The 24004-nt window shown below is 60.3% G+C and carries 19 protein-coding genes and 2 pseudogenes; 17 read left to right on the plus strand and 4 right to left on the minus strand.

Features of this window, described 5'->3' with window-relative positions:
* The first annotated feature begins 32 nt into the window (after positions 1-32).
* From E0D86_RS07450 to E0D86_RS07470, 5 genes are all read left to right on the plus strand, one after another.
* On the plus strand, positions 33-2873 hold the full coding sequence (locus tag E0D86_RS07450; protein ID WP_131649379.1) for a bifunctional diguanylate cyclase/phosphodiesterase: 2841 nt from the start codon (positions 33-35) through the stop codon (positions 2871-2873).
* A gap of 185 nt (positions 2874-3058) precedes the next feature.
* Positions 3059-5185, plus strand: a complete 2127-nt coding sequence (locus E0D86_RS07455) for a type VI secretion system tip protein VgrG (RefSeq protein ID WP_131649380.1) — start codon at positions 3059-3061, stop codon at positions 5183-5185.
* Entirely contained in the window at positions 5182-6036 is an 855-nt protein-coding gene (locus tag E0D86_RS07460; protein WP_131649381.1) for a DUF4123 domain-containing protein, read from the plus strand. The genes E0D86_RS07455 and E0D86_RS07460 overlap by 4 nt, the downstream gene beginning before the upstream one ends.
* Complete coding sequence (locus tag E0D86_RS07465) at positions 6033-6788, plus strand: hypothetical protein (protein ID WP_256681158.1); 756 nt, start codon at positions 6033-6035, stop codon at positions 6786-6788. Before E0D86_RS07460 ends, E0D86_RS07465 begins: the two co-directional genes overlap by 4 nt.
* A gap of 7 nt (positions 6789-6795) precedes the next feature.
* Positions 6796-8955 (plus strand): lipase family protein, encoded by a 2160-nt coding sequence (locus E0D86_RS07470; RefSeq protein ID WP_256681159.1) that lies wholly within the window; start codon positions 6796-6798, stop codon positions 8953-8955.
* Between the two features lie 133 nt (positions 8956-9088).
* On the opposite strand, the gene yegQ is transcribed toward E0D86_RS07470, so the two are convergent.
* Complete coding sequence (gene yegQ / locus E0D86_RS07475) at positions 9089-10444, minus strand: tRNA 5-hydroxyuridine modification protein YegQ (protein WP_131649382.1); 1356 nt, start codon at positions 10442-10444, stop codon at positions 9089-9091.
* Between the two features lie 180 nt (positions 10445-10624).
* Between yegQ and E0D86_RS07480 the strand changes: the two genes are divergently transcribed.
* From E0D86_RS07480 to E0D86_RS07530, 12 genes and pseudogenes are all read left to right on the plus strand, one after another.
* Positions 10625-11092 (plus strand): DUF2243 domain-containing protein, encoded by a 468-nt coding sequence (locus tag E0D86_RS07480; RefSeq protein ID WP_131649383.1) that lies wholly within the window; start codon positions 10625-10627, stop codon positions 11090-11092.
* Between the two features lie 3 nt (positions 11093-11095).
* The gene (locus E0D86_RS07485; protein WP_131649384.1) at positions 11096-11953 is read left to right on the plus strand and encodes a cytochrome c oxidase assembly protein; all 858 of its coding nucleotides are present in this window, start codon (positions 11096-11098) and stop codon (positions 11951-11953) included.
* A 739-nt stretch (positions 11954-12692) separates the two neighbouring features.
* Positions 12693-13436, plus strand: coding sequence for a methyl-accepting chemotaxis protein (locus E0D86_RS21870; protein WP_371924056.1), 744 nt, complete (start codon positions 12693-12695; stop codon positions 13434-13436).
* 48 nt (positions 13437-13484) lie between these two features.
* Positions 13485-13853, plus strand: a complete 369-nt coding sequence (locus E0D86_RS07495) for a response regulator (RefSeq protein ID WP_131649386.1) — start codon at positions 13485-13487, stop codon at positions 13851-13853.
* A 2-nt stretch (positions 13854-13855) separates the two neighbouring features.
* A complete protein-coding gene (locus E0D86_RS07500; protein ID WP_256681160.1) occupies positions 13856-14185 on the plus strand; it encodes a lipid asymmetry maintenance protein MlaB in 330 nt (109 codons plus the stop codon).
* Positions 14182-16395 carry a chemotaxis protein CheA gene (locus tag E0D86_RS07505; protein ID WP_131649387.1) on the plus strand — a complete coding sequence of 738 codons (2214 nt, stop codon included), beginning with the start codon at positions 14182-14184 and terminating at the stop codon, positions 16393-16395. The genes E0D86_RS07500 and E0D86_RS07505 overlap by 4 nt, the downstream gene beginning before the upstream one ends.
* Positions 16280-16924, plus strand: a pseudogene (locus E0D86_RS21875) (MCP four helix bundle domain-containing protein); the annotation flags it as partial. The gene E0D86_RS07505 and the pseudogene E0D86_RS21875, both read left to right, overlap by 116 nt.
* Positions 16925-17029: 105 nt before the next feature.
* A pseudogene (locus tag E0D86_RS21880) lies at positions 17030-17887 on the plus strand (methyl-accepting chemotaxis protein); the annotation flags it as partial.
* A gap of 161 nt (positions 17888-18048) precedes the next feature.
* On the plus strand, positions 18049-18579 hold the full coding sequence (locus E0D86_RS07515; protein ID WP_131649388.1) for a chemotaxis protein CheW: 531 nt from the start codon (positions 18049-18051) through the stop codon (positions 18577-18579).
* Positions 18563-19399, plus strand: a complete 837-nt coding sequence (locus E0D86_RS07520; RefSeq protein ID WP_131649389.1) for a protein-glutamate O-methyltransferase CheR — start codon at positions 18563-18565, stop codon at positions 19397-19399. Before E0D86_RS07515 ends, E0D86_RS07520 begins: the two co-directional genes overlap by 17 nt.
* Before the next feature lie 9 nt (positions 19400-19408).
* The gene (locus tag E0D86_RS07525) at positions 19409-19879 is read left to right on the plus strand and encodes a chemotaxis protein CheD (protein WP_131649390.1); all 471 of its coding nucleotides are present in this window, start codon (positions 19409-19411) and stop codon (positions 19877-19879) included.
* 29 nt (positions 19880-19908) lie between these two features.
* Entirely contained in the window at positions 19909-20946 is a 1038-nt protein-coding gene (locus E0D86_RS07530; protein WP_131649391.1) for a chemotaxis response regulator protein-glutamate methylesterase, read from the plus strand.
* A 58-nt stretch (positions 20947-21004) separates the two neighbouring features.
* Here the strand turns inward: E0D86_RS07530 and E0D86_RS07535 are convergent, their stop codons facing one another.
* The 3 genes from E0D86_RS07535 to E0D86_RS07545 form a co-directional block, all read right to left on the minus strand.
* Positions 21005-22435 carry an aspartate kinase gene (locus E0D86_RS07535; protein ID WP_131649392.1) on the minus strand — a complete coding sequence of 477 codons (1431 nt, stop codon included), beginning with the start codon at positions 22433-22435 and terminating at the stop codon, positions 21005-21007.
* A gap of 99 nt (positions 22436-22534) precedes the next feature.
* Positions 22535-23452, minus strand: coding sequence for an ectoine hydroxylase (gene thpD / locus E0D86_RS07540; RefSeq protein WP_131649393.1), 918 nt, complete (start codon positions 23450-23452; stop codon positions 22535-22537).
* Between the two features lie 146 nt (positions 23453-23598).
* Positions 23599-23997 (minus strand): ectoine synthase, encoded by a 399-nt coding sequence (locus tag E0D86_RS07545; RefSeq protein ID WP_131649394.1) that lies wholly within the window; start codon positions 23995-23997, stop codon positions 23599-23601.
* Positions 23998-24004 lie beyond the last annotated feature (7 nt).

The following is a 24004-nucleotide window of genomic DNA, read 5'->3' on the forward strand; positions in this document are numbered from 1 at the left end:
TGCCTTTCAGACACCTATAACAAGAGTGCTCGATGATCGATTCCGCACAGGCAACCCAATCGGCGTTACTGACCCAGGACGACCAGGCAGTTCTCGCCTGCGCTGATGTCGAGCAGCGAACCGAGCGTACACGGTTGCTTTATCAGAGTTCCCGGATCTCGCTCGTGCTGTTGCTGGTCGCCGTTGCGGTGTTCCTCGGCCTGCTCTGGAACAAGGCCCCGCTACTGGAATTGACGTTGTGGTCGGGCTGCACCCTGTTGCTGGCGCTGTGGCGGTTGCAGCAAGCGAGCGCATTCGACAGGGCCGCTGCGCAAGATCAGCAACGACCGTATTGGCACCGGACATTCTTGCTGGGCAGCGGTATGACAGCGATCACGCTGTGCTATGCGATCGTGGCACTGGTGCCTGACGACAGTTTCATCCAGCAAACCCTGCTCTACGGCGCGACCGGGTCGGTGGTCGTTACCGGCGCCGTGACCAGCGGCGTATCGCTTCGTGCCTTCTTCATCTTCACCATACCCAGCCTGCTGCCCTCCGCCGTCGTGCTGTTGAGCAGCGACCAGTTACAACAGCTGGGCTGGGGCGTGTTGACCGTCGTGGTGCTGCTGACGCTCTGCATGATTGCCTGGCAGACCAATCACCTGCTGACTGCGAGCTTGCGCCAGCGCTATCACAACCAGCAGCTGATCGCGCGCCTGCAGCTCATGCACAGTGAGGCCACTCAGCTGAACGACGAGCTGGCAGGCGAGGTCGAGCAACGGCGGCACGCCGAAGGCCTGCTGCGCGAGACGCTTGACGGGCTCGAACAGCGTGTGACCGAACGCACGGCGGAGCTGAGCGAAAGCGAGGCGCGATTGAACCTAGCGCTCGAAGCCAGCGGTCTGGGGTTGTGGGATTGGGATCTCGAGCATGACGAGGTCCATCATTCGCGTATGGAAGTGGTGTTCGGCATTGGCCAAAGCGCCCGGTTATTGCTGGCCGACCCGCTACGGCCCAAGGTTCATCCTGATGACCTGTCGCAGGTGCGAAACGCCGTCATCGCCCACCTCAAAGGTGAAACCGAGCTATACACGGCGCGCTATCGTGCGGTGAAAGCGGACGGCAGCTGGCTGTGGATGGAAGATTGCGGGCGGGTCATCAAGCGTGATGCCAATGGCCGTGCGCATCGGATGATCGGTACTCGTCGCGATATCAGCGAGGCTCATCGACAGACCGAGCAGCAGCGTCTGGCGGCCACGGTATTCGACGCCGCTGGCGAGGGCATGGCGATCATGGATGCTGACTTCCGCCTGCTGGCGGTCAACGATGCCTGTTGTGCACTGTCCGGCTATTCGCGGGAGGAACTCATCGGGCGTAGTGTCGCGCGGCTGGCCAGTTCCGAAGACAGTCGGCAGCAGTATGCGGCGATTCGAGAATGCCTGGAGCGGGAGGGAAGCTGGCAGGGTGAGCTGATCGAAACCCGCAAGAACGGTGAAGTTTATCCTCAATGGGCGCAGTTGCATGCGGTTCGCGACAATGAGGGCAAGGTCAGCAATGTCGTGGCGTTCGTATTCGACCTCAGTGTTCGGCGGCAGGTGGAAGAGCGCCTGCGCTACCTCACGCATTTCGATGAACTGACCGGGCTGGCCAATCGCAGCCTGCTCAAGACCCGCCTGCACGATGCCTGCGAGCGGACGCACGCCAATAGCCGCGGTCTGGCGGTGCTTTATATCGACCTAGACCGTTTCAAGATCCTCAACCAGAGCCTCGGACACGAAGCGGCCGACCAGCTGCTGCGCGAAATGTCCCGGCGGCTGTCGCATACCTTTTCCGATGCGGACACCATCGCGCGGCTGTCGGGCGACGAGTTCGTGGTAGTGCTCGAAGGCTACGGCAGCCTGTCGAACCTTGCGCATAGTGGCGGCCGTCTGCTGTCACGCATCAGCAAGCCCGTGTTGATCGGTGATCAGGAACTGGTGATCAGCGCATCCATCGGTGTCAGCCTGATGCCCGACAATGCGCGCGATGCCACGTCCCTGCTGCTGCAGGCCAATATGGCGATGCAACATGCCAAACACCTGGGCGGTAACACCGTGCAGTTCTTCACCGAGCGCTTACAAAGCACCAGTCTGGAAAATCTGAAGCTTGAAAACCAGTTGCGCCAGGCACTCGAAGAGGGGCAGCTGGAAGTCTTCTATCAGCCGCGCTTGAACGTGGCGGAGGATCGCCTCGACGCAGCCGAAGCGCTGGTGCGCTGGCGTCATCCGCAGCAGGGGCTGATGGCGGCGGGTCACTTCATTCCGCTGGCCGAAGAGACCGGTCTGATCGTCCAGGTGGGCGAGTTCGTCCTGCGCGAGGCTTGCCGGCAGGCCCGCCAATGGCAACTGGACGGGCTCGCGACGATCCGGGTTTCGGTGAATCTCTCGGTCAAACAGCTGCGCCAGGGCAATTTTGTCAGCCTGGTGCGGCAGGTGCTGGTGGAAACAGGTCTGCCGGCAGAGTTGCTGGAGCTGGAGCTGACCGAGAGCCAGCTGCTCGACGACATCGACAATGCTGCCAGCATCAGCCATCAGTTGCGTGCGCTCGGCGTGAAACTCGCCATCGATGATTTCGGTACCGGCTATTCGTCGCTCAGCTACCTGAAGCGTTTCCCGGTGAACTACGTCAAGATCGACCGCTCGTTCATCTCGGAGTTGGATCAGGTCGGCGAGGACTCTGCCATCGTTCGGGCCATCATCGCGATGGTCCACAGCCTGGAGTTGAAAGTGGTCGCCGAGGGCGTGGAAACCCAGGCGCAGATGGATTTCCTCAAGGAACAGGGCTGCGACGAAATCCAGGGCTACCTGATCAGCCGCCCGGTGCCGGCCGGGCAGTTTGCCGAGTTGTTGGCGTAGGGCAGGCTGCAGCTGAGCGCCGTCTGGCTCGCACCACGATGCGAATTCGGATTCGAGCGCGACTGGCCTTGCCGGGGCCGCCCGAAACGTGATTCGAGTCATGCTGCGGCCTTGCCATCATTGAAACGGGCGTCCTCGTCGGTCAACCTCCGGCCTTCGCCTGACTCAAGGATGGAGGCCAAGGCATGCTGGATGCCAATCAAGCGCATATCACCCTCGCCATTACCGGCGCCGAAACCGATCTGCAGGTACTGGGTTTCGAAGGCCATGAAAAGCTCAACCAAACCTACCGCTTCGATATCGAAGTGGTCAGCGAACGGCCTGACCTCGATCTCCAGACTCTGATCAACCGCCCTGCCTATCTCGCTTTCGGCCCCGCTGGCAGGGGCGTGCACGGCGTGATCCATAGCATCGGCCAGGGTGACTCCGGCAAGCGTCTGACCCGCTATACCCTGAATCTTCGTCCGCAACTGGCCTATCTGGGTCACAGCCATGATCAGCGCATTTTCCAGCACCTCAGCGCGCCGCAGATCATCGCCCAGGTGCTGGAAGCCCACGGCATCCAGGCCGACGCCTACCGCTTCCAGCTTGGTCACGCTTATCCCGAGCGCGCCTACTGCGTGCAGTACGACGAATCCGACCTGCATTTCATTCAGCGGCTATGCGAGGAGGAGGGCATCAGCTTCCACTTCCAGCACAGCGAAGCCGGCCACGTCCTGGTGTTCGGCGACGATCAGACGGTGTTTCCGAAGCTGGCGCCGGTGGCCTACCAGCAGGATTCCGGCCTGGTCGCCGACCGGGCAGTCGTCAAGCGTTTCGGCGTGCGCCTGGAAACCCGAAGCAGCCATGCCACCTTCCGCGACTACGACTTCGAGCAGCCCAGGCTTCAGATGGAAACCGGCTACGGCAGCGAGTTCGCGCCGACGCTGGAGGTCTACGACTACCCCGGCCGCTTCACCACCCGCGTCCGTGGCAAGCACTTGGCTAAACGCAGCCTGGAGCGCCTGCGCGCAGACTACGAACTGGCCGAAGGCCTCAGCGACGCTTACCTGGCGTGCGGCCATTTTCTCGCCCTCACCGACCATCCCCGGCAACAGTGGAACGACCTCTGGCTGCTCACCGAAGTGTTCCATCAGGGTAAGCAGCCACAGGTGCTGGAAGAGTCGATTAATGATGTCTCGGATGCGCTCCGTCCTGCCCCCTCTCCCCGCTGGGGCGCCCGGCTTAGGGGGGAGGGGAAAGGCCACACCGACTTTCAACAAGGCTACCGCAACCATTTCACCGCCACTCCCTGGGACATCTTCTACCGCCCCCAGCTCGACCACCTCAAACCCAAAGTCTTAGGCAGCCAAACCGCCGTCGTCACCGGCCCTGCCAGCGAAGAAATCCACTGCGACCAATACGGCCGAGTGAAAGTACAGTTCCATTGGGACCGCCAGGGCCAGGCCAACGACAAGGCAAGTTGCTGGCTGCGCGTCTCCAGCAGTTGGGCTGGCGATCGCTATGGCGGCATCGCCATCCCGCGAGTCGGCATGGAGGTACTGGTGACCTTCCTCGAAGGCGATCCCGACCAGCCATTGATTACCGGCTGCCTGTACCACGCCGAACATGTCGTGCCTTATGAACTGCCGGCCCACAAGACCCGCACCGTCTTCAAAACCCTCAGCTCACCCGGTGGCGAGGGCTACAACGAACTGCGCATCGAAGACCGTAAGGGCGCCGAACAGATCTACGTGCATGCCCAGCGCGACTGGGACCAGAACATCCAGCACGACCAGAAGATCCGCGTCGGCCACGAACGCCACGATACCGTCGAGGCCAGCGCCTACAGCGAATTCCAGGCCGAAGAACACCGCACTACTCACGGCGATCGCAAGACCGAAGTCAGAGCCAGCGACCACCTCACCGTAGGCGACAGCCAGCACGTCAGGATCGGCAGCGGCCAGTTCGTCGAAGCCGGCAATGAAATCCACTACTACGCTGGCAGTAAAGTCGTCATCGACGCCGGCATGGAACTCACCGCCTCAGGCGGCGGCAGCTTCCTCAAACTCGACCCCAGTGGTGTCACGCTGAACGGCGCTGCCATAAAAATGAATTCGGGAGGGGCGCCGGGCAAGGGTTCGGGGTTGAAGGTGCTGGCGTCAGTGCTACCTAACGAGGCGGACAAGGACCAGGCCGGCGCCAAGCCAAAACTGGCCCTGGCCAACACTCAGCTACAGATGGCCCGTAAAGCAAGGCAGATCGGAGCCAGCCGCTGCCCCATCTGCGAAGCCTGCAGAGAGGGCGTCTGCGGCATCGGTGCGGCCACATGAATGATCAAGTGCGACAGTGGCTCGATGAACAGCAGGCGCAACAACGGCAACTGCTGCTCATCATCGACAGCCTGGCCGAACCCAGCCCCATTCAGGAGCTGTTTGTCAGCGACCTGATGCAGGATTACATCAATCTCTATCACGGAACCGAATTCGCCGATTTGGCGGATATCGGTCCATGGCTGGTTGCCGTAAGCGCCTCCGAGGTTGCGCAGATTCAGCCAATGCTTGATGCGCCTGAGCGCAACTGGGGCTGGCTGGCAAGTGCCGACCGCATCGATCTAACTGCCCTTGCGCAGCACTGGCGGGAACGCATGCAGGTCGATGAGAAAGGGCAGCGCTCGCTTTACCGATTTCAGGACAGCCGCGTTATCGCTCGCCATCTTGCCGAACTTGCACCGGCACAGCAGCCGTTGCTGCTCGGCCCCCTGAACAGCGCTCTTTGCTGGGATGGTGAGTGTTGGCAGTGCTTCGATAATGCACGACCGGGACAATACCCCGCTCCATTCGAAGCAGCCTGGCTGACCTTGCCTGAGCCGGATACCGTGGTGCGGGAAATCCAGCGCCATAACTTGACGCTTTGGCTGTGGCAGAACCATTCGGCGGCCACCGCTCGACTGGCCGAAACGCGAGTGCTGAGCGATTGGCTGGACGAGCAGCTCGATAAAGCCGAGCGCTGGCAGTGGAAGCCGTTGGAATACCTACAGTTCCTGCTGCGTTACCAACTCGATCCTGAATTCGCAGAAAATCCCGCCTGGAAACCTGAGGCGCGGGAATCTCCAGAGTCGCATTTCGTCAGGCTCAGCCAATTGCTAAACGCAGCTTCTACTGCACGGGAACAACAGTCATGACCTATTTCCCTAAGACGTCACGCATCCCAACGCTACTTTTACCTTGTCTACTGGCGACTTCCCTAAGTGCCTGTAGCGCACTCGGCTCGCTCGGTGAAGCAACCTTTACTTTTGAAGGCGAGCTGCCGCCCGATTTCTCCCTCAAGGCGCAAGCGGAATATGACGTCGCCAACGAGTGTAGTGGCCGCAGCCAGGTTAAAACATTCGAGGAGGATTATGGAAAATCCTCCCAACAGTATCGTTTTAAAATCCCAGTCAATTACCGCTCCGGGCTTTGCGAGATGCAACTGGGTAAGGTCAAGCTGTTTATATATGGCCGCTATGGTGAAAAAGACTGGCAGCGAACCTATGACAATGGTGGGTTAGTAATTGTCGATAAGCTTCCGGAAGGTGCGTCAGCCTTCCAAGCAAACGGGACGTTTACCAAGACGGCAAGATGTTCGTGGTTATTTCAACTAAGTAAGGCGCAATCTCGACAGGGTGAAATTAGCAAATTACTTAGTTGCAAAGGGGCAGGAGCCCATCTCACATTCGATCAGCTCGCACGGAAAACCGTACGATTAGATTTTGAAGTCGACAAGCAAGAACAGCCTTATATGAAGGGGTACTGGCTAAAGACTCAGCGCGGTTGGAAGCCCTGTACGGGACGCTGGGGCACGAGGTTTGAAGAGCTTTGCACAGACCCACCGCAGGTTCGCACGTTCATGATGAACGACCGCGAATGCATCGTTTACCCAAACTGCATAGAGTGATTCAGGGATGAATGATTCCGTTAGTTCGGTCAGACCCAGCTGCCCAGTTCGCCGCGAGTGGATTAGCTTTCGTTTAGTAGATGAACATGGGAATGGTCGTCCTTTTTCCGGCCTTGCTTACCAATTACACGACAGCCTCGGGCAAACTTACACGGGTGCATTGGATGGCGACGGGTATGCCCGCGTAGAGCCGCTCTATTGTGGACTGGTAGTTTTACAGCTATCGGATAGCTATACAGGTAGCGATCAGTGGTATGCGGCTATTTCCCGCCGGGAAAAATTCACGCTTCCCTTAACTACTTTGCAAGTAATGGCTGAACACTCTTCCTCCGGCCCACGCCGCGGCGATGGCGAAACCTACCTCGCCGAAAAGCGCGCAATAGAGGAGGGTGCCCGCTTTTTTCGTGTTGAAGTCAGCGACTTTGCCGAAGCCACTGGCCATTTACCGGAACCCGATACGTCGTGGGGTCCGCGGCCATCGGTCATGCTTAAACAAAGTGCCGGCCTGGCGGAAGACCAACCGGGAGTCACCTTGGCGTTGAACACTCACCACGTGCTCGAAGTTAAAGCGTTGCGCGCCTATAGCCCGCTTTTCTCTCGGAATAAAGATTTTTGCGCACTGAATGCCTATCACTTGGCCGTAATGAGCGCCTTTGCCTATGCGCCTTTTAGCAAAGAGCCGGGAGTCTTCGAACGCTACGAATCATCGCCGCCGCCATATACGTCTCTCGGTACCATCGGTCATGTATTGCAGAACCAGCTGGGCTGTCTGATCAAGCCAACACTATTTAACAAAGCCGGTCCCTACCATTTGTTATGCGAGGAAGTGCCCTACTCGAAACGTCTGGAAATCATGCCCTACGATCCCGAGCGCTACGTGAAAGAAGCAGAGGAGGAATGGAGGAATCCCGAGGACGTGCACTTTCTACATCACGACAAATCCAATACCCAGGCATTCATCACGCACAACGACAAAGTTGTAGTTGTCTCGGTACGCGGCACCCAAGAAATGCGCTTTGACGTCCCTACTGACCTAGACGCGCGTCAGGTCCCCTATGAAGGTAAAGGACAGGCCCACCGCGGCTTCTATGACGGCTTTGTGGCGATGAAGCCCTTTGTGGAGCGCTACCTAGAAGCTTTTCACACTGGCGAGCAGACCCTGATCGTCTGCGGTCATAGCCTCGGTGGTGCCATCGCCCTGCTGCTGGCAGAGTGGCTACGTCAGGAATGGTCCGGCAACATCCAACTTTATACCTACGGTGCCCCTCGCGCCGGCGACCGTACGTTCGTTCAGGCTGCTCAATCGCTGACCCACCATCGCATCGTCAATCACGATGATCCCATTCCCGCCTTGCCGCTACCTTGGATGGATGCCGAGTGGAAACTGGCGCTGCCTGGTACTGCGCTGCTTTTCAGTTCTCCGGTGGTGGGCATCGTGTTGTTGCTGGCAGGACTGGTCAATCTGCACGGTGATCCCTACGAGCACCATGGCGAGCAGCGGCACTTCATGCCACGCAAGCCGGGCGGCGGGAGCGAGGCGGCCGTTCTCTGGCAGCCGGGCTGTGCACTTATCGACGAGCAAACCTGCGCGCGCTACGTGGGTGAGATCGCCCTGGACGGGGATATGCCCAAACGCATTCCGCTGTGGGGACCTCATCATTCCAGCGATAGCGGCTACGCTCGGGCTGCCCTGACGACGCTGCTGCGCTGGCATGACAGCGCCGAGAAACGTGAAGGAGCATTGTTCACCGATGGTGAAATACGCGATATCTACGCTCAGGTAAGGAGCGTCCAGCAACTCCTGGAGAGCTGGCAGCCACGCTCCTTCAATGAGTTCCGTTGGGAGGCCCGGCGCAGCGGCGACATGCGTTTCTATGGCAAAAGTGATCTGGAGCTACGCGCCATTTATGCCGACGCGCTCCAGAAAGGCCAACATCTTCGTAACGAGCAGGAGCAGGCCCTCTCACGTGCACAGCAGCGCTTGCTGGCCCAAGCCGAGCGCGTCGTGACGCAGCGCAGCGTATTTGGCGAGCATGCGGGGCGAGCGGAAATAGTCGAGCTGGTTGCGCAATGGCGGGCCCTTGAAGAAAACCAAGCGGCGGAGAAGCTGGCTGGGGTCAGTGTCAAAACTTACCCAGCTATGCCTAGAGGCAAATCGCTCGCCTAACCCGGGGCTCGATGGTGCTGTCGGAAATTTATCGGCGCGTTCGCTGTAATAGGGCGCGACCGAAACACTTGGGACGCGAGGCTTGGTTTGACTGTCCGCCTGCGGAAACTTCGGCCTCCAACTCCGCGCTGCCTCACCCTCTCGTCGTCCCACCCTGCAACTCACGCATCAATAGCCCATATCGCAGATCTATATCTTCCGGCACTGGCAGATAGACGGTGTGGCCGTCGCCGGGAGCGACCTTGATGGCTTCGCCGCGCTTGTTCTCCAGTGCTTCCAGGCGCAGGTTGAGGTTGCCTTGTGGTGTCATCAGTTCCAGCTTATCGCCGACGGCGAAGCGGTTCTTCACCTTCACTTCGGCCAGGCCGTTGCGGCGTTCGCCGGTCAGTTCGCCGACGAACTGCTGGCGCTCGGACAGCGAGAAGCCGCGTTCGTAGTTCTGGTATTCGTCGTGCACGTGACGGCGCAGAAAGCCCTCGGTGTAGCCGCGGTGGGCGAGGGATTCGAGGGTGTCCATCAGCGACTTGTCGAACGGCTTGCCGGCCAGCGCGTCGTCGATGGCCTTGCGGTAGACTTGGGCGGTGCGCGCCACGTAATAGTGCGATTTGGTGCGGCCTTCGATCTTCAGCGAATGCACGCCCATCTGCACCAGACGCTCGACGTGCTGCACGGCGCGCAGGTCCTTGGAGTTCATGATGTAGGTGCCGTGCTCGTCCTCGCTGACTTCCATGAACTCGCCGAGGCGGCTGGAATCCTCCAGCAGGAACAGCGCATCGGTGGGCTTGCCTATGCCAAGAGTGGGCTCGGTTCGTTGCACGGCAATCGGCTCATATTGGTGCACCACTTCGCCGAGTTCGTTCTCCTTGGCTTCGTGGGTCTTGTATTCCCAGCGGCAGGCGTTGGTGCAGCTGCCCTGGTTGGGGTCGCGCTTGTTGATATAGCCCGATAGCAGGCAACGACCGGAATAGGCCATGCACAGCGCGCCGTGGACGAAGACCTCCAGCTCCATGCCCGGTACCTGCTGGCGGATCTCGCCGATTTCATCCAGCGACAATTCGCGCGAGAGGATCACCCGGCTTACCCCCTGCGTGTGCCAGAACTTTACCGTGGCCCAGTTCACCGCGTTGGCCTGCACCGAGAGGTGGATGGTCACCTGCGGGAAGTGCTCGCGCACCAGCATGATCAGGCCGGGATCGGACATGATCAGCGCATCCGGGCCCATCGCCACCACCGGCTCCAGGTCCTTGATGAAGGTCTTCAGCTTGGCGTTGTGTGGCGCGATGTTGACCACCACGTAGAACTGCTTGCCCAGCGCATGCGCCTCGTCGATGCCGAGCTTGAGGTTGGCATGGTCGAACTCGTTGTTGCGCACCCGCAGGCTGTAGCGTGGCTGCCCGGCATACACCGCGTCGGCGCCGTAGGCCAAGGCGTAGCGCATGGATTTCAGGGTGCCGGCGGGCGACAGCAGTTCAGGGTGCGAGCGGGGCATGGTGGGTGACTCTATACCGATAAAAACGTGCGGATTCTAAGGATCTGCCCGGTGCTTTCACTGAGCCAGATCAAGAACGTGGCGAACTCAGCCGCCGAACCTCAGTCACTCATAAACAGGGCTTGGGTCGACTGCCACACGTTCCGATGCGAGCCAAACCGCCCATAACCGGAGGCCATCGTGAGTGCCAAGCCTGTCGATGCCAGGGGCAGTCTGATCGCAACGATCTTTCTCGGGATCGGCCTGATGGCAGCGGTCGATGAGATCGTCTTTCATCAGATCCTCGCCTGGCACCACTTCTTCGATCGCTCGACGCCTGCCATCTCGCTTCTGTCCGATGGTTTGTTACATGCAGCCGAGCTGCTGATGCTAGCGGCCGGGTTCTATCTGTTCGTCAAGCTGAGCCGCGAACGAGCTGTCTCGCGCCTACATGCCTGGGCCGGTTTGTTCTTTGGCGCAGGCGGCTTCCAGCTGTTCGATGGCATCGTCGATCACAAGCTGCTGCGTCTGCATCAGGTGCGGTATGTCGACAATCTCTTGCCGTACGATCTAGCCTGGAATGGCTTTGGCATTTTGTTATTGGTGATTGGCGTGGTGATCTGGCGACGCGCCGGCGCCAGCCGACCGACTCCCAGGCCGGCCGCCTAGCCGATGGCGCACGACGCCCATCTACTGACACTGGCGGGTGCCTTCGTACTGGTGATGCTGACGCTGAACCTGTGGTTCGCCTATGTGCTCGGTGTGTATCGCCAGCGCAGGCGCCGCAAGGTCTGGAGTTGCTCGCGGCTGGTCAGCTTCACGTTCGGCTGTGTTTTGCTGGTCTTCGCACTTTCGCCGCCTATGCTCGAGTGGGGTCATGCCGACCTGCGCGGGCACATGTCGCAGCACCTGCTGCTTGGGATGTTCGCGCCTATCGCGCTGATGCTCGGTGCGCCGGGTACCTTGCTGCTGCGTAGCGTGCCGGCGACGACTGCGCGGCGCATCATGGAGATTGCGAGCACCCTACCGGTGCGCTGCCTGACTCATCCGATTGCCGCGCTGCTATTGGATATTGGCGCGCTCTATCTGTTGTATCTCACACCGCTCTACCGGCTGAGCTTCAGCGAGCCGCTGTTGCACCTGTGGTTGCATGTGCATTTCGTGCTGGCTGGTTACCTCTTCAGCTGGTCGATCGCCGGGCCTGATCCCGCGCCATATCGGCCAGACATGCGGGTGCGGCTGGCCGTACTGTTCGTCGCCACTGCCGCTCACGCCGTGCTCGGCAAGCTGATGTATGCCTACGGTTTTCCACGGAATGCCGGCCACGACTTGGCAGAAATCGAAGTAGCCGCGCAATTGATGTACTACGGCGGCGACTTCGCCGAGCTGCTGCTGGCCATCGTGTTCTTTGCCGCCTGGTATCGGCGGGGTGGGCGGCAACGCTTGTCTATCGGCAACGAAGCGCAGTATCCAGCCAGCGCAGACGGTCATCCAAATGGAAGCTGTGCTACGGCCTGCCGGGACTCTTGAAAATCGGCTGGCGCAACGATAGCGCTGACAGAGTCGAGTCAGCTAATCCTGACCCGACGCTATGCTTAACGCGGTACCCCGCGCGTTAACGTCTGCCCTTTGCTGGTTGAGGAGTCAGACGAATGGCGTCAATATTTTCTTAAGGTTCTCGTCCTTACAGTCGTTATGGATATCGTCGAGCTGCTTGGCTCGGTATATCTACCCTCTCGGCAATCGAGGACGTATGACTGAAAACATTGGGCGTCCCTCGCAGGGAAAGCCGCATTCCTACTCCCAAACAGACGTGCTTTCGCGTCTGGGCTGTGCGACGGAGAGCCCGGCGCTAGCGAGCCAGATCGGGTCCTGGCTGTTATCTCCCTACATCGGTGCATGCGTAGGCTCGGGCGCGCTGATTGCTGCCGCCCCGCTCGCCGTTGCCGCCCCGGTGTCAGCCTTTTTGTGGCTGATCGCAATCGTGGCTGAACGGAAAAGGCACCGTTCCCAGCGCCTGCTCGCCATTGCTGAGCAATCGCAACAGCACAGTGCCGATGCGGTTCGAGACGTCTTGGATCGCTTGTACCGCCCAACTCTTTCGGGCTTTGCCGAGCAGCTGTTTCCGGTCTGGGAGCGGCAGATCGAGAACGCCCGCACCCAGACGGAAGACTCGGTCGTTGAACTCTCGGGACAGTTTGCGCGAATGAGCGTCGAGCTCGACCAGGCCACGCAGCTCTTCTCCGGCATGGCGCTGGATGAGCGCGGTATGGGCGCGCTCTTCGAGCGCAGTGAAGAGCGGCTGCTCAATGTCGTGCAGGCACTCAAGACCGCGCTCGCCGAGAAGCAGTCGCAGCTCGAGCAGATCCAGCATCTGAGTTCTTTCATCGATGAGCTCAACAAGATGGCCGGCGATGTGGCGGCTGTCGCGTCGCAGACCAATCTGCTAGCCCTCAACGCTTCGATCGAGGCGGCGCGCGCTGGCGAGCAGGGGCGTGGCTTCGCAGTGGTGGCGACCGAGGTGCGCGAGCTGTCGCGCCGCTCAGGCGAGACGGGCAAAAACATCGGCGTGAAGATCGCCGCAATCAACGAGGCGATCCGCAGCACTTGTGAGGCGGCCCTCGAAGCCGAAGCGCGCGACCAATCGGTTCAGCTCTCAGAGACCGCTATCAGCAAGGTCCTCGAAGACTTCCGCCATATGGCCGAGAGCCTTGCCAGCTCGGGGCAGCATCTGCAGGAAACCAACGCGCAAATCCAGGCCGGAGTAAGCCAGGCGCTGATGGCGCTCCAGTTCCAGGACCGCACCAGCCAAATCCTTAGCCATGTGCGCGACAACATCGGCAGTGCCACGCATGCCGCTCGGGCCCAGGCGGATTCCGATGTCCAGCCCACAGCGGTGGATGTCGAGGCATTGCTTACGGAGATCGAAAGCTCTTACGCCATGGCGGACGAGCACAGCGCTCACAGTGGCAAGGCGGCCGGCGGCGATTCGGACGGCATTACATTTTTCTAGGGCATCCCAAGCGAAAGCTTGAATAACTGTTAACGAGGTGGAAGCGGCATGGCCAAGACAATACTCATCGTCGATGACTCGGCGTCCATCAGGCAGGTCGTTGGGATCGCCTTGAAAGGTGCGGGTTACGACGTCATCGAAGCCACGGACGGGCAAAACGCGCTCAATAAGCTCACCGGTCAACGGGTCCATTTGATCATTTCGGACGTGAACATGCCGGTAATGGATGGCATCACGTTCCTCAAGCAGGTCAAGACGCGGCCAGAATACAAGTTCACGCCCGTCATCATGCTTACTACCGAATCGGCCGAGGGCAAGAAGGCCCAGGGCCAGGCTGCGGGCGCCAAGGCCTGGGTGGTCAAGCCGTTCCAGCCGCAGCAGATGCTTGCTGCGGTATCCAAACTGATCATGCCCTGACCATGAGCTGCGAAATCAGCGTCATGGGCGAGGGACGCTCAAGCCTCGTCGGAGAACTCTGCGTGTTCCATGCCGCAGAGCTCAAGCCTCGGTTGCTCACAATCGCCACGACCGATTCCGATCAGGAAATCGATCTTGCCCAGGTGAGCGAAGTGGATACCGCCGGCGTCCAGCTCCTGCTGCTCGCCAAGCGTGAGGCGGCACGCGCAGGTGGCCGGCTGTCCTACGTCAATCACAGCGATCCAGTGCTGGAAGCCCTGGCGCTTCTCAACCTCGCGCCTGATTTCGGCGACCCGTTGTTGATGCCAGTCGATCAAGGGGCGGCACGATGAACCTGGACGAGGTGTTCCATACGTTCCTCGCCGAAAGCCGCGAAATGCTCGAGGAAATGGAGCGCTACCTGCTGGAAATCGAGGCGGGCGCCCAGGACTCGGAACAGCTCAATGCACTGTTCCGCTGTGTGCACACCATCAAGGGCTCGGCCGGGCTCTTCGCTCTCGACCATGTGGTGGCATTCACTCATGTAGTCGAGAACGTGCTGGACCGACTGCGCGAAGGCGAAATTGCCCTCGATCATGACCTGGCGGCACTGCTGCTCAAGTCACGGGACCACATCGCGTCGCTCATCGACTGCGATGCTGACAGCGTTCCCCCTGCGTTGACGGCGGCGGGCCATATCTTGCTGCTCGCCCTCGCCGATTATCAGGATGCGGTAGCGGACGTGCCTGTCCCTGCCGTGAATGACGCGCCTGTCGCTTTCGCTTCGGGCTGCAGCGGCGGCAATGAGAGTTGGCACATCTCCGTGCGCTTCGGCCCTGACGTGCTGCGCCACGGCATGGATCCGATGGGGTTTATCCGCTATCTGGAGACACTCGGCGAAATTATTGGTGTCGCGACGGTCACCGATGCGCTGCCGGCCGCCGAAGAAATGGACCCTGAGAGTTGCTATCTGGGCTTTGAGATCGATCTTCGCGCCGATACCGATAAAGCCGCGATCGAGGCGGTGTTCGAGTTCGTGCGGGAGGATTGCCAGCTCCGTATTCTGCCGCCGGGCAGCGAAATTGAGCGTTACATGACGCTGATCCAACAGCTACCGGAAGATGACGCGAGGCTGGGCGAAATACTGGTAGCCAGCGGCGCGTTGACCCGCGCCGAACTCGAAGCGGGCCTGGCATGCCAGCAAGCGCCCGACGGTACGGCCGAGCACGCGCCACGTATTGGCCAGGTTCTCGTGGAAAATGGGGTCGTGCTGCCCGAAATAGTGGGCGCCGCCCTGGGCAAGCAACAGCAAGCCCGCGAGACGCGCACTCAGGCGAGCCAATACGTTCGGGTGCAAGCAGACAAGCTGGATGCATTGATCAACCTGGTCGGCGAGCTGGTTATTGCCAGCGCGGCCGCTGGGCTCTGCGCCCAGCGCAACGGCGATACCGCCACCCAGGAAGCCGTGGCGGTGGTTGCCGGCTTGGTCGAAGAGATTCGGGACGGCTCGCTGGAGCTTCGGATGGTGCCGATAGGCGAGACCTTCCAGCGCTTCCAGCGCGTGGTGCGGGACGTTTCCCAGGAGCTGGGCAAAGACATCCAGCTGCATATCAGCGGTGCCGATACCGAACTCGACAAGACCGTCGTGGAAAAGATTGCCGATCCGCTCATGCACCTGGTGCGCAATGCCATGGACCATGGCATCGAATCGGCCGAGCGGCGATTGCAATCGGGCAAGCCCAGCCAGGGCACCGTGCGGCTCAACGCCTTCCACGAAGCCGGCAGCATCGTCATCGAGGTTGGCGACGATGGAGGCGGGCTCAACCGCGGAAAGATCCTGGCCAAGGCGCTGGAACGTGGCGTTATCCAGAGCAGCGAAGGCCTCATGGAAAGCGAGATCTTCCAGCTGATTTTCGAGCCGGGTTTCTCCACGGCCGATGCGGTTACCAACCTTTCCGGTCGCGGCGTGGGCATGGATGTGGTGAAGCGCAACATCGAAGCGCTCCGGGGTACCGTGGATGTCGAGTCAGTGGAGGGTCGCGGCACGACGCTGCGCATCCGCCTGCCGCTGACTCTCGCCATCATCGATGGCTTTCTCACCGGCGTGGGCGATGCGAGCTATGTGGTGCCGCTCAAGAGCGTGGTCGAGTGTGTAGAGCTCACGGCAGAGCAACACAAGGAAACGCGACGCTGCAGCTTCATCAACCTGCGCGGCGAAGTGCTGCCCTTCATTCGCCTGCGCGACTACTTCGATCTTGATGGGCAAGTTGGGCGCCGCGAGAACATCGTGGTGGTGAGTTATGGCGGCCACAAGGCGGGGTTGATCGTGGATGCGTTGCTGGGTGAATACCAGACCGTGATCAAGCCTCTCGGGCGGCTCTTCGCCAATTTAAGCGGTATTAGCGGCTCCACCATTCTCGGCAGTGGTGAGGTGGCGCTGATTCTCGATGTACCCGCGCTTGTGCAGCGGGCAGTGGAACAGGAAACCCGCTCGGCCCAGTTCGCGGGCGAGCGGTACAAATCGGTCACTTCGGACAGTGCTGTCCGGTCATGGGGTAAATAACGTGCTTAAGAATCTGAAAATTGGCATGAAAATGGGACTGGGCTTCGGCTTGGTGATCGTGCTGTTGATAATGATTATCGTGGTTGGCCTTGGCTCGCTCGGCTCGCTGAACGACAGCATCAGGACGCTCATCGACGATCGCTATCCCAAGACAATGGCGTCGAACAATGTAAAGAACAATCTCAATGAGTCGGCACGCGCATCGCGTAATCTTCTGTTGTTCGAAGGCCAGGCATTGATTGAAGAGCGCGAGCGAGTCCAGCGTCAGCGCGTACAGATCAGCGAGGCCTTGGAAAAGCTCGCAGCGACTCTCAATACTGACGAAGGGAAACGATTGTTCGCGGGCGTCACACATGCGCGCGAAGCTTATATCGTGGCCCAGGACGAGTTCCTCGGGTACGTGGATCAGGGCATGAGGGAAGCTGCCATTGCCGTATTGCGCGGCGCGCTGCGGTCTGCACAGACGGAGTACTTCGCTGCCATTGATGCCCTGCTCGGCTTCCAGCGTGAGCAAATGCAGAAGGCAGGTAGCGAGGCCGCTGAGGACTATGCAAGCAGCTGGATGCTCATGGTCTCGCTGGGTGCCGGTGCTTTCCTGATAGCGGTTTTTTCAGCCTGGGTCGTGACCCGCAGCATTACTCGGCCTCTCGGAGAGGCAGTGAGGGCGGCTGGCCAGTTGGCTGAGGGCGACATGACGGTGAAACTCGATGCGACATCTAAGGACGAAACAGGCCAGTTACTGCTTGCCATGCAGACCATGGTCGATCGTCTGACGCAGACCATCGGTGAAGTTCGCTCTGCCGCTGACAGCTTGGCCTCCGCTTCTGAAGAAGTGAGTGCGACCAGCCAGGGCCTTTCTCAGGCCTCCAGCGAGCAGGCTGCCTCGGTCGAAGAAACGTCCGCGTCGATGGAGCAGATGACCGCCTCGATCCAGCAGAACACCGAAAACGCCAAGGTCACTGACGGTATTGCCACCAAGGCCTCGAAAGATGCCGTCGAGGGCGGCGAAGCGGTGGAGAAAACCGTGGCAGCCATGAGAAACATCGCCGCCAAGATTTCGATTATCGACGATATTGCCTACCAGACAAACCTATTGGCGCTCAACGCGGCGATCGAAGCGGCGCGTGCTGGCGAGCACGGTAAGGGCTTCGCAGTGGTCGCCGCCGAGGTGCGCAAGCTGGCAGAGCGCTCTCAGGTGGCCGCTCGTGAAATCGGCGAAGTGGCGGGCTCTTCCGTGGAACTCGCCGAGAAGGCTGGAGAGCTGCTGGGCACCATCGTGCCCTCGATCAAGAAAGCAGCCGACCTCGTGCAGGAAATTTCTGCCGGCTCCGAGGAACAATCCTCCGGCGTCGGTCAAATCAACGATGCCATGGAGCAGCTCAATCAGCTGACGCAGCAGAATGCCTCTTCTTCCGAAGAGCTTTCAGCGACCGCTGAGGAGATGAGCGCGCAGGCTGAGCAGCTGCAGGATCTGATGAGCTTCTTCAAGCTGGAAAGCCAGGCAGTTTCTGGTCCCGCAAAGGCGGTTCGGGCTGGTGCGACCAAGCAGGGCTCCAATGGTTGGGGCAAGGCAAACGCCAGCGTGCAGACAAAGAGAAAGCTCGTCGCCGAGCCTGATGAAGCCGAATTCGAGCGCTTCTAGGAGAAGGGACTATGGGCGAGTTGACTAACGTGGAGCGGCCGCAGCGTGCTGCGGCTGCCGACAACCAGCAGTATCTGACCTTCCTGCTCGCCGACGAAATGTTCGCAGTGGGTATCCAGCGGGTACGTGAAATCATCGAGTACGGCAATGTCACCACCGTGCCGATGATGCCCCGCTTCGTCCGAGGTGTTATCAACCTGAGGGGCAGCGTGGTACCGGTGATCGACCTGTCCGCGCGTTTCGGCCGCGGGGTCAGCGATATCCATCGGCGCACCTGCGTCGTTATCGTCGAGATTGAGCACGAAGGTGCGAAGCAAGAGCTGGGAGTGGTTGTCGACGCAGTTTCTGAAGTGCTGGATATCCCGCAATCGGAAATCGAGCCGGCACCAGCCTTTGGGGCCAGGATTCGTGCCGATTTCATCAGCGGTATGGGCAAGGTCGGCGGGCGGTTCGTCATTTTGCTCAATGTCGATCGCGTGCTCGCGGTCGAAGAGATGGCGACGTTGTCGGAGCTGGTCGATCGGGATGCCGGTCGTGAGTGACGCCGCTGTTGCAGGGCGCGGCATTTTTTCCATCAGCGACTCGGAATTCCGGCTCTTCCAGCAATTGATGTTCAACGAGGCTGGGGTGACCTTGGCCTCTTCGAAGAAGGCGTTGGTAAACGGCAGGCTGTCCAAGCGCCTGAAAGCGCGAGGTTGTGCGAGCTTCAGGGCCTATTACGACTTGCTGGGCCAGGATGCGGAAGAGTGGCAATGGGCGATCGATTTGCTGACGACCAACGAAACCTATTTCTTTCGCGAGCCCAAGCATTTCGACTACCTACGTGAGAAGGTACTGCCAGCCCACGTCAGTGGGCGGCCCTTTCGTGTATGGAGTGCGGCCTGCTCCAGTGGGGAGGAGACATACAGCATCGCGATGGTGCTGGCCGACACGTTTGGTGGCGATGGCTGGTCCGTGATGGGCTCGGATCTCAATACACAAGTGTTGGCCAAGGCGCGCAGCGGTCACTACGGCATGGCGCGTACCGAGGGTATCCCTCGTTCTTCGCTGGAGCGGTACTGCCTGAAAGGCAAGGGAAGCCAGGCTGGAACCTTTCTAGTAGGCCGGCCGCTGCGTGAGCGACTTGAGTTTCGCCAGATCAATCTGAACACGAACCTTCCGAAGCTCGAGCAGTTCGACGTGATATTCCTGCGCAATGTCATGATTTACTTTTCGCAGGAGACCAAGGCCCAGATCGTGCGGCGTGTTCTCGGACTGCTCAAGCCCGGCGGCCACTTCTTCATCGGTCATTCCGAAAGCCTCAATGGCATTGCAGACGGCCTTGAGGCGGTGCGGCCTTCGATCTACCGCAAGCCGGCGTGATACGCAGCCTTGGCAATTGATCTGTTCATTCATCCCGGTGAATACGAATTCGCCGATGAAAACTTCTGCATTCGCACAACGCTCGGCTCCTGTGTGTCCATCGTGCTGTGGCACCGAGAGCGGCGACTCGGCGGGATGTGCCATTACATGCTGCCACGCCGGGAGCGGCGCGTCGGGCAGGCGCTCAATGGCAAGTACGCCAACGAAGCACTTGAGCTGATGCTCCGTGAGGCTCGCATATTGGGCACCAGAACCGAGCAATACGAGGTCAAGCTATTTGGCGGTGGCGATATGTTCCCTAACTATAAAAAAGGCGGGCGAACGGTGGCAGGTCGTAACATCGAAGCCGTGCGCGGTTTGATCGCAGCGCATGGGCTGCGTATCACTTCCGAAAGTTTGGGCGGTGTGGGTTATCGAAATGTGATTTTCGAGATAGCCAGCGGAAACGTTTGGGTCCGTCACGTCAATGTCGTACGTTAATTCTCCCGGACTCGATAAGGGATTCAGCTGTGAGTAAGAAAATCAGCGTCTTTATCGTCGACGATTCGGCGGTGGTCCGTCAGGTCGCCGCGGCAGTGTTGGGGCAGGATCAATCGATAGAGGTGATCGGCTCGGCAGCCGATCCGCTTTTTGCCCAGCAGAAGATGCAGGCGCAATGGCCCGACGTGATCCTGCTCGACGTCGAAATGCCGCGCATGGACGGTATCACCTTCCTGAAAAAGATCATGAGCGAACGCCCAACGCCGGTGGTGATCTGCTCCACGCTGACCGACAAAGGCGCGCAAACCAGTGTGGATGCGCTGGCCGCCGGTGCGGTGGAGATCATCACCAAGCCCAAGGTTGGGCTGAAGGATTTTCTGAACGAGTCTTCCAGCGCCCTGATCCGCGCAGTCAAGGCGGCCGCCCGGGCTCGGGTGGGTACGGCTACGGTTCGGGTTGCGGATGAGGTGCCGGCAACCACGCCTGTCCAGCGTGCGATGACCAAGACGACCGAGCGCGTCATCGCGCTGGGCACCTCGACCGGCGGCACGCAGGCATTGCAGACGGTATTGACGGGCCTGCCGGAGGACTGTCCCGGGATTGTGATTGTTCAGCACATGCCGGAGAAGTTCACCGCCGCCTTTGCCGAACGGCTCAACCGCCTTTGCCGTTGCGAGGTGAAGGAGGCCGCCAATGGTGATCGCGTGCTGCCGGGCAGGGTGCTGATCGCGCCGGGCGGGCGCCACATGCAGCTCAAACGCAGCGGAGCCCAATACTGCGTGAACATCCTCGACGGCCCGCCGGTGAACCGGCACAAGCCGTCGGTCGATGTGCTGTTTCGCTCGGTGGCGCGGGAAGCGGGCAAGAACGCCATCGGCGTGATCATGACCGGCATGGGCGACGACGGCGCCCGCGGGCTGCTGGAAATGCGCGAGGCCGGCGCGCTGACCGCGGCGCAGGATGAAGCCAGTTGCGTAGTATTCGGTATGCCGAAGGAGGCCATCGCTCGGGGCGGTGCCGCCCATGTCGTCGGCCTGGATCAGATTGGTCGATTCATTCTGAACTAGGGCCATTAATGGAACGTGCCCGGCGAAGGCTGCTTCGCCGGGCACGCAACGGCTGACGTTACGCCGCAGCGATCACGTCTCCGTGGTTTTCCGGCTCGATCAGCGCGCGGTGCAGGGCGGCGATGGCGGCGTCGTAATCTTCCTCGTTGACCACGCACTGCATCTCCACCTGGCGAATCGACTGGTGGATCGCCTGGATGCTGATGCCGGCACCGGCCAGCGCCGCAACGGTCTTGGCGAGGATGCCTTTGACTTTGAGATCCGAACCGATGGCCGAGACGATGGCGACGTTGTGCACCGTGACTTCCGCCGCCGGATAGCGCTCCTCGATCAAGTTGGCCGCGCGATTGATCAGCTTGCGCGAGCCGGAGGCGTAGTAGGTGATGCTGTTGGCGTCCGAGTCCTTGTTGACGACGTAGAGCTTGAGCTGCTTGAGCAGCTTGGTGATCTCGATGTCGTAGGCCACGTCGCCGAGCATGTCCTGATCGAACACCTCGATGCCGAAGACGTCCTTGCGTCCTGCGATGATCTCGACGCAGGGCCGCTCGCTTTTATAGTCCTGGCTGATCAGCGTGCCGGCGTGCTGCGGCTCGAAGGCATTCTTGATGCGCAGCTCGATGCCGGCGCGGCGCAGGGTCTTGGCGGCGCGTGGATGGATCGCCTCCATGCCGAGATTGGACAGCTGGTCAGCCACGTCATAGTTGGTGCGGCCGATGGTCACCACCTTGTCGGCGCCGACAAGGTTCGGGTCGGCGGAAGACAGGTGGAATTCCTTGTGGATGATCGCCTCGCGCGCGCCGGTGGCGGCGGCGATCTGGGCGAAGGTGATCTCGCTGTAGCCGCGGTCGAAGGTGTTCATCAGGCCTTCGCTGCAATGGGTGTAGCCGGTGGCGATGACCAGTTCGCGGCTCAGGTCGACGCCTTCGAAGCTCTCGCGCACCATCTCCTCGAAGGGCAACGGCGAGTCGCAGTGCCAGCCGGTCAGGTCGACCATGCGCCCGTTGATGCCGCGGTGCTTGAGTGCCAGCACGGCGTTGAAGGCGCTGTGCGCTTCGCCCAGCGAGGCGAGCATTTCGCGCACTTTCATCAGGTGTTCGCCGAGTTGGAAGTGGCCGTAGGCGCACAGACGCTGAAGGCTGCTCATGCATTCGCGGGCATCGTCGATGCGCGAGTTGATGAACTGGTCGGCGGCGTGGCGCTCGAAGTCGCCGAGGAACAGCTCGGCGTTCTTCTCCAGCATGCGCTGGCGAACGCTCTGTAGCGCATCGAGCCAGGCGCCTTCATTCTGAGCGTCGGCGAAGCGCTGGTAGACGCCCGGCTCGCCGGTTTTCTTATGCTCCAGCAACAGATTGGTCATGCCGCTGTAGGCCGAAACGACGAAGACCCGCTGATACAGCTGGGTGCCTTCACGCTGGCCAATAAAAATGTTGTCGAGTAGCTCGTCGAAGCGGCTCATGGAGGTGCCGCCGATCTTTTCTACGGTATGCATCGATTCAACGTCCCGTCTTGGGGTGAATTTTCATCCCTGGGCCGGCTTTGCAGGCCAAGCGGAAACCATCCCCGTGCTGACGGGAATGGTTCATAAAGGTCAGAGATAGCGTTGTGGCTGGATCTGCAGCGGCGTGAAATCCTCACGCTCGGCAACGAAGTCGGGGCGTGGTGCGAGCCCGCAGAACGGCGCCTGGGCAGCATTATCCACATGGTTGTAGACATAGAACAGATTGCTGCGCGCGCTGGGTGTGATGTTGCTGTTGGAGCCGTGCATGGTGTTGCAGTCGAAGAACAGCACACTGCCCGCCGGGCCGGTGGCGGTGTCGATGCCATGCTGCTCGGCCAGCCGGGTGAGGCTGTCGTGATCCGGTACGCCGAACTCCTGCTTGCGCAGGGACTTTTCGTAGTGGTTTTCCGGCGTCGCACCCACGCAGCGAACGAAATGCTTGTGCGAACCGGGGACCAGCATCAGCGGGCCGTTATGCGGCTCGTTGTCGGTCAGCAGGATCGAGCAGCTCAGCGTGCGCATGCGCGGCAGTCCGTCCTCGACGTGCCAGGTTTCGAAATCCGAGTGCCAGTAGAACTCCTTGCCGGTGAAGCCGGGCTTGAAGTTCATCCGCGACTGGTGGACATAGATGTCGCCGCCGAGAATGAAGCGGGCGATCCCGGCGGTCCGCTCGTCGGCAGCGATTCGGGCAAACAGCGCGTTGTCTTTATGAATGGCGAACACCGAGCGGATCGCACCGCTGTCGGGTTCCTTGATGGTCTTGCCGGATTCGGCAACGGCCGGATCCTGGCGCATGCGCTCGAGTTCGTCGCGGAAAAACGCGACTTCCTCGGCGCTGAAGAGATTGGGGATGACCAGATAACCGTCACGCTCGAAGCGTTCGATCAACTCGGCCGGGACCGGCGCATTGGCCATGTCGTTACGGTAGACGACTGGGTCCAGCCGTTCTTGCCAGCTGGGCTGATCCTCCTGGCGCGAGGGATACAGGTCAGCTTGCGAGGTGCTCATGTCTTCCTCCTTCGTTCCGCGATTACTTGTTATGGTCGCGGTAAATTGCGGTGGACAATGCGGCGCAGTCGTAGGGCGGGTGCAGCCGCCAATCAATGCCGGCGGGAAACGCCGTGCTGGCGAGTGCACCCGTACTACGGTTCACGTTAGACGACGGTTTCGGCCTCCAGCGGATAGACACCGCTGTCGTCATGAACTTCCTTGCCGTTAAGCGGCGGGTTGAAGACGCAGGCCATCTTCATGTCCTCGCTGCCGCCGCGCAGCAGGTGCTCGTCGTGCTTGTCGAGGATGTACAAGGTGCCGGCCTCGATCTTGTAGATCTTGCCGTCGGCAACGGTCTCGATCTCGCCGTTGCCGCTGATGCAGTACACCGATTCCAGATGGTTCTGGTAGTGAATGTGCGTCTCGGTGTTGGCGAAGATGGTGGTGATGTGGAAGGAGAAGCCCATCTTGTCGTCCTTGAGCAGCATGCGGGTGCTGTCCCAGGTTTCGGTAACGATCTTGCGGTTGGATTGCTCGCAGTCAGCCAGAGTACGTACGATCATATTTTCA

Source organism: Pseudomonas sp. IC_126 (assembly GCF_004331835.1).
Taxonomy (GTDB): Bacteria; Pseudomonadota; Gammaproteobacteria; order Pseudomonadales; family Pseudomonadaceae; genus Stutzerimonas.